The organism is Gemmatimonadota bacterium (genome assembly GCA_016209965.1).
Classification (GTDB): Bacteria; Gemmatimonadota; Gemmatimonadetes; order Longimicrobiales; family RSA9; genus JACQVE01.
Map to the genome: position 1 here is coordinate 1 of JACQVE010000226.1, position 6,850 is coordinate 6,850.

Sequence of the window (6,850 nt, forward strand, 5' to 3'; positions counted from 1 at the left end):
CGTGCTGTACCCCTCGGCCACGTACCAGCGCGCCACAGACGGCAGCGGGATCTGCCGTCCCTCCTCCATGACCGTCAGGTCTTCGAGCGACTCGAGGTCGCGGCGGTACGGCTCGGCCAGCCGCACGACGATGTCGTGCTCGTCATCGCCCGTGCGGTACTTGGCGGCCTCGCTACCCTGGATGGCCGTGCGCACCGTGTTGCCGATCTCGACCGTGGACAGGCCGTAGAGCGCCGCCTTCTCGCGGTCCACCTCGACGATGAGCTCGGGGCGGCCGCGCGCCAGATCGCTCTCCAGCCCCTCGAGCCGGGCATAGACCGGCGCCGCCTTGAGAATGGCAATGGCGCTGTCGGCGAGCTGCTTCAGCCGATGACTCTCCTCGCCCGCGATCTCGATGGTGACCGGCTTGCCACTGGGCGGGCCATCCTGCGGCTTCTCGACCTTGATGTCCGCACCGGCAATGCCCGCGCCCAGCCGTTGCTGCATCTCGCGCAGCGTCGCGAAGGCGTCCGCCGTGCGCTTCTCGTAGTCTACCAGGCTGACCGCAATCGCGCCTTCCTGGTCGCTGCTGAAGGGACCGCCGCCCGAAGACTGGCTCACGGTGGCGACCACGGACTCGGCGTCACGCAGCCCCGCGATGGACGGGAGCTGCGACTCGAGGCGGCGGGTGATGCCATCCGTGAAATCGACCCTGGTCCCGCTCGGGACATCGACCCGAACGTATACCGCGGAGGGCGGGATCGTCTCGGGGAAGAACTCGATGCCAGCGTTGAAGGCGCCAAAAAGTGCGGCCGTGGCGATGAAGATGCCCGCCGCACCGCCCAGCACCAGCGCCCGGTGGCCGAGGGCCCAGCGCAGGCCGCGCTCGTAGCGCGCAATGATGCGGGGCAGCACCCGCTGCTGAAACAACCGCGCGGCGCCGGCCAGCACGCGGCGGTGCAGCAGCACCAGGCCGGCGGCGGTGCCGGCCAGCAGAAGCGCGGCCAGCACACTGGACGCCGCGACCGCCAGGAAGGCGAGCACTGCTGCGGCCATGAGCGTCAGGCGACCCGCGCGCGTCAGCGGCGCCGCCGGCTGCCCCTCCAGCCGCATGAGCAGCGCGCTCAGCACGGGCACGATCACCAGGGCCACGAACAGCGAGCTGGACAGCGTAATGATCAGCGTTTGCGGCAGGAAGGCCATGAACTCGCCCACGATGCCGGGCCAGAACAGCAGGGGGAAGAAGGCGGCCAGCGTGGTGAGCGTGGAAGCGATGATGGGCATGGCCACCTCGCTCGTCCCGCGCAGCGCCGCAGTAAAGCGGTCATACCCCTGCTCCATGTGACGGTATACGACTTCGACCACTACAATCGCGTTGTCCACCAGCATCCCCAGCGCCAGGATGAGCGAGAACAACACGACCATGTTCATCGAGTAGCCCAGCGTCTTCATGACCAGGAAGGAGAGCAGCATGGAGAGCGGGATGGACACGCCCACCAGGGAAGCGTTGCGCACCCCGAGGAAGAACAGGAGCACGGCAACCACGAGCAGCAAACCCGAGATGATGTTGTTCTCCAGGCTGCTGACCATGCTGCGGATGTCCTCCGACTGATCCGAGGTGATCTTCGCCACCGTGCTGGGCGGGAAGAGCGGCTGCATGCCGGCGATGGTGGCCTTCACCGCCTCGGCAGTCTCGATGATGTTCTCGCCCGAGCGCTTCACGATGTCCAGAGTGACCACCGGATTGCCGTCCAGCCGGGCGTAGCTGTCCCGCTCCTTGAAGCCGAAGTCCACGTGCGCCACGTCACGTATGTAGATGGGCCGGCCGTCCCTGGTCGCGACCACCAGCTCCTCGATGATGCGCGGATCCTGGAACTCGCCCGCCACCCGCACCAGGTACTCCTGCGCGCCGACCTCGATGCCGCCGCCGGGGACGGTCACGTTCTCGTCGCGGATGGCATCAATCACGTCGTCGAAGGCAATGCCGTAGAACTTGAGCTTGGGCAGGTCGACCTCGACGCGCACCTCGCGCTCGAGCCCGCCGGACAGCCCCACTTGCAGGATGGTCGGGATCTGCTCGAGGCGGTTCTGCAGCTCTTCCGCGATCTCCTTGAGCCGAACCAGGCCGTACTCCCCCGAGATGTTGACCTGCATGATGGGGAACTCGGAGAAGTTGAATTCGGTGAGCACCGGCTCCTCGGCATCACGCGGCAGCTTCGGCTTGGCCAGGTTGATCTTCTCCCGCACCTTCTCGAGCGCCTCGCCCATGTCCATATCGGTGTCGAACTCGGCGAGCACGTTGGAGTAGCCCTGGACCGATGTCGAGCTCAGCTCCTCGAGGTCCGGGATGTCGTTCAGCTCCTCCTCGATGACGCGCGTGACCAGGGTCTCGACGTCCTTGGGCGCCACGCCCGAGTACACGGTCGAGATCGAGATCATGGGAATCGTGATCTCCGGGCTGGCCTCCTTGGGGACCGAGCGATACGCCAGGATCCCCAGCACGGCGATCACGAAGAGCAGCGCCAGCACGCCGGTGCGGTTGCGCAGCGCGAAGGCCGTGAGCCGGAACCTGCGCTCCCTGCCGTGGCCGCGCGCCGCCGGCTCGGCCGCCGGCTCGACTGATGCCGCGCCCGCGCCCGCGCCCGCCGCGTCCCGCTCGGGTGGCACGGGGGAGGCCGGAGCGCCGCCGACCAGCCGCAGGTCGCCGTCGCTCATTCCGGCCTCCGTTTTGCCCCACCGACCACCTTGAGCAGGTCGCCCGCCGCGACCTGCTGCTGGCCCACGACCACGACCTGCTCGCCGGGCTCGATCCCGGAGCCAATAGCGGCCCGGCCGCTGTGCGACGCGCCCACCACGACCGCCCGCGCCTCGGCGCGCAGCACGCCATCCCTCGCTACGGCGAGGTAGACGAAGTAACCGTCCTCGCCCCGGAGCACGGCGTCCTGCGGCACGACCATGGCCTCCAGCGTGCGCCGCGCCACGCTGACATTGGCGACCATGCCGGGCTTGATCACGCTGCCGGGATTGGGTACCACGACCTCGATGGGGAAGGTGCGGCTCTGCTCATCGAGCGCGCCGCCCACAAAGGCGATCCGGCCGTGGAACTCGCGGCCGCCCAGCACATCGAAGTCGATGCGCGTCTCCGCGCCCGGCCGGATCTGGCCGGCAAAGCGCTCGGGCACGCCGGCCACCACCTTGACGGTGTCCATGTCTACGATCCGGGCCACGGGCGTGCCGGGCCCGACCATCGAGCCGATCTCGATGAAACGGGCATCGAGGACGCCGGCAATGGGTGCGCGCACCACGGTGCGCTCGAGCCGGGTGGCCAGGACGCGGGCGCTGGCCTCCGCCGTTTCGGCGCCGTAGCGCGCCTTCAGGTAGGCCAGTTCCGACCCGATCTTCTCCTCCTCCCACAAGCGACGCTGCCGCTCGTATGTCTCCGCCGCCAGCTTCGCCTCCGCGGCCGCCTGCTGCGCCTGCGCGCCCAGCAGCCGGTCATCGATCTTCACCAGCGGCTGGCCGGCCGTCACGACCCGGCCCTTCTCCACGTGCAGCCCGCGCACCACCCCGCTCTCCTCCGCCGCCACCGTGACGTCGCGCTGCGCCTGGACCGTCCCGGTCACGCGCACCTGCTCCCTGAACAACTCTTTCGCGACCGCGGCGACCTCGACGTTCACCACCCGGGTGCCGGCCGCTCCCGGCGTATCCGCATTCCCTGCCCTGTCCCTGGCCTGGCTGCCACCGCCGCACGCTGCCAGGGCGGCAGCCAGACCGGCGCCGCCGGCCAGCATCAGCCACCTGCGCTCCCGCTTCATGGGATTGTTCTCTCAAGGTTGAGGGCGAGCTGCGCGCCCGTGTCGACCATCGGTACCCTGCCCAGCGCCGCATCCAGACGGGCGCGAGCCACCAGGTAATCGTAACCCGCCTCCGCCAGGTTGAACTCGCTCTGCCGCAGCGCCAGCTCGGCATCGGTGACCTCGAGCTGGCTGCCCACGCCCTCGCGATACTGCGCGCTCGCGATTTCGAAACCGCGCCGCGCCTGCTCGATGGCCAGCCGCTGCGCCTCCAGCCGCTGCCACGATTCCTCGGCTTGCTCGCGCAACGTCCGGACTTCACTCGAGGCCTGCGCCACTGCCAGCTCGCGCTGCGTCTCCGCCTGCCGCAGCGCGGCTCGCTTCTGCTCCAGGCGCGCCGGACGGCGGAACCCGGCAAAGAGCGGAAGCGAGACCTGCACGCCGATCTGCCGGCCGTAGGCCCGCTGCGCGGAGGACTCGCCAAAAAAGTTCGGCGCCCCGTTCTGCTGCGCGTTCACCGAATAGACGCCGAAGAGGGAGACCTTGGGCAGGTACTCGACCTGCTCGAGGCGCAGCTCCGTCGCCCGCAGCCGCGTCAGCAGCTCGAGCTGCCGCAGGTCCGACCGGCTCGCCAGCGCCTGCTCGAGGACGACGTCGTCGAAACGCGCCGCATCGCTCCCCCACTCCGGATCCGCCTGCGCACCCGCTACCACTCCCCCTGCCACTCCCGCTCCCGTGTCGGTTGCGGCCACTTCCTCAACCGTACCCGTACCCGTACCCGTACCCGCGTAGCTGCCCGCCACGCCCGGCCCGGACACGGGCGCCGACGCAGCCAGGGAACGGTCGGGCGGCGGCGGCGACCCGGAGGCAGCGGCCAGCGGCGCCGCCGCCAGCTCCGCGAGCGACCCCGCCAGCTCGAGCGAGTCGGCGCCCCCCAGCGCCAGGTCCACGGCGAGGACGCGCTTGGCCGCGGCGACGGCGTTGCCCGAGCGGCGCAGGTTGGGCTCGAGATTGGCCAGCTCGACCTCGAGGCGCAGCACGTCGTAGCTCGAAGCGAGACCGGCCCGGTTCATGGACCGCGTCTCCTGCAGTACTTGCCGCACGCGGCGGACACTGTTCTCGCTCAGCCGCACCCCCTCCTGCGCCAGCAGCACCGCGTAGTAGTCCAGCCGCACCCGCGTGGCCACCTGCTGCGCCCGCCCACGCACCAGCTCCTCCTGCCAGGCACGATAGCGGCTCGCCGCGCCCACCCCCACGAAGACCGCCGGGTCGAACAGTGGCTGCTCCGCCCTGAGCTGCAGGCCCCAACTGTTGTCGGCGCCAAAGCGCACAGCAATCAACTCGTCCGGGTCAGCTTCCGGATCCACGAAGATGCGCGGCAGAAAAGTCGCGGGAACCGCCAGGTTCCGCGTGTAGCTCGCGTCCAGGTCCAGGCTGGGGAAGACACTGCTCCACGCCTCCGCCACGCGGCTGCCCGCACCCTCCAGCCCCAGGCGTGCATCCCGAAGCTCGTGGTTCCGCTCGAGTGCCAGCCGCAGCGCCGACTCGAGCGTCAGTACCCGCGTCCCGGGCGCAGCACCACCCTGCGCCCATAGCGGCATGCCCGTCGCCAGCACCAGCAGCCCCAGCAGCACGCCGGCCCGGCTGACTCCATGCAAGGTCCCGTTGCTCACCTGACCGCCTGCCTCTTTCTTCAAAAGGGGACGAATTGATGTGCGCCCGCCGCCCACTACGACCGCCTGGCGCCTGAGGTTTCGAGACCCGACGCGGCAGCGCCTGCCTCCCTGCGTCCCTTTCGCTCCGCTCCCCTGCGCCGCGCCGTCGCCGCGCCCCTGGCCTCACCAGCCGGCCGCCAACCCGAGTACAGCCCGCCCATAGCCTCCTCGATCAACAGCAGAAAGTCCTCGCGTGTCTGGACCCGCTCGGCCAGATGCCCCGCCAGGAACAACGACGTAAGCCCGTGCACCAGTCCCCAGCCGACCAGCGCGCCCCGCTCCACATCCGGAACCGAGAGCAGCCCCTGCTGCACGGCGCTCCGCAACAGCCCCACCACGAACCCCCACGACTGCTCCCGCGTCAGCGGCGTGTCCCCCGAGTCCGGCGGCGGACACTCCATCTGGGCACACGTCGGAAGCTCGAACATCACCCGGAAATACGCCGTGTTCTCCAGCGCAAAGCACACATACGCCCGGCCCGTGGCCGTGTACCGCTCCACCGGCCCGGCATCCTCGCCCAACCCCGCAATCTCCGCACGCATGCCGGCCACCAGCCGCTCGAACCCCTCAACCACCACTGTGCGCAGCAGCTCCTCCTTGTCCCGAAAATACAGATACAGCGTCGCAGGCGAATACTCGATCCGCTCCGCAATCCCGCGCATCGATAGGGCCTCCAGCCCCTGCTCCGATACGATGTCGCGCGCCGCCTCGATGATCCGCGTGCGCACGTTCTCGCGCTCCCGCTCTCTCCGCTCCGCAATCCCCATGGCGCTCCTGCTGGCCGGCCCACGGCCTCCCCTGCCCGTACCCGTACCCGTCATAAACGGCGGCCACGAAATTAACGCCGTTCAGAAACTGGCGCAAGAGCGACGTTGCCCGGATTGCCCGGGCGCGGGCAGCGCGGTAATATGGCAGAAGTCACAGCATTTCTTTTTTCCTGACGGCCCTGACGATTGGCTGGTGGCTGCTCGCCTTTTCCTGGATGTATTGCTTCCGCGTGGAGTCGGTGGCGTTGTGGTGGGGGAAGGCGGCGTACCTGGGCGTGCCCTTCATTGCTCCGGCGATATACCAGTTCACGACCGATGTCTTAAAATTATTACCATGCGGGGACTCAGGATGGAGAAAACGATGCCGGAAACTTACCGCTACACTTGCATTTTCGAGCCTGCGGCCGAAGGCGGATACGTCGTCACCTGTCCCGGGCTGCCAGGGCTCGTCACTGAAGGAGACACGCTAGAGGAAGCGCGGGAAATGGCACGGGACGCTATTCGGGGTTATCTGGAGAGTCTCCTCGCGGACGGCGTTCCCGCGCCCAAGAATCCTGAACCGCTGCCTGATCCCCTGAAAGAGACCGTGTGAAGC

Annotated in this window: 5 protein-coding genes; 1 reads left to right on the forward strand and 4 read right to left on the reverse strand. The window is 68.9% G+C overall.

Annotated features, from left to right (window positions below; translation table 11 throughout):
* From HY703_09050 to HY703_09065, 4 genes are all read right to left on the reverse strand, one after another.
* Positions 1 to 2,694, reverse strand: a 2,694-nt coding sequence (locus HY703_09050) for an efflux RND transporter permease subunit (protein MBI4545329.1), incomplete at its 3' end; no start/stop codon positions are given.
* Positions 2,691 to 3,794 carry an efflux RND transporter periplasmic adaptor subunit gene (locus HY703_09055; GenBank protein MBI4545330.1) on the reverse strand — a complete coding sequence of 368 codons (1,104 nt, stop codon included), beginning with the start codon at positions 3,792 to 3,794 and terminating at the stop codon, positions 2,691 to 2,693. The genes HY703_09050 and HY703_09055, both read right to left, overlap by 4 nt.
* Positions 3,791 to 5,446, reverse strand: a complete 1,656-nt coding sequence (locus tag HY703_09060; protein MBI4545331.1) for a TolC family protein — start codon at positions 5,444 to 5,446, stop codon at positions 3,791 to 3,793. The genes HY703_09055 and HY703_09060 overlap by 4 nt, the downstream gene beginning before the upstream one ends.
* Positions 5,447 to 5,502: 56 nt before the next feature.
* Positions 5,503 to 6,255 carry a TetR/AcrR family transcriptional regulator gene (locus HY703_09065; protein MBI4545332.1) on the reverse strand — a complete coding sequence of 251 codons (753 nt, stop codon included), beginning with the start codon at positions 6,253 to 6,255 and terminating at the stop codon, positions 5,503 to 5,505.
* Between the two features lie 349 nt (positions 6,256 to 6,604).
* Between HY703_09065 and HY703_09070 the strand changes: the two genes are divergently transcribed.
* On the forward strand, positions 6,605 to 6,847 hold the full coding sequence (locus HY703_09070) for a type II toxin-antitoxin system HicB family antitoxin (GenBank protein MBI4545333.1): 243 nt from the start codon (positions 6,605 to 6,607) through the stop codon (positions 6,845 to 6,847).
* The last annotated feature ends 3 nt before the right edge of the window (positions 6,848 to 6,850 follow it).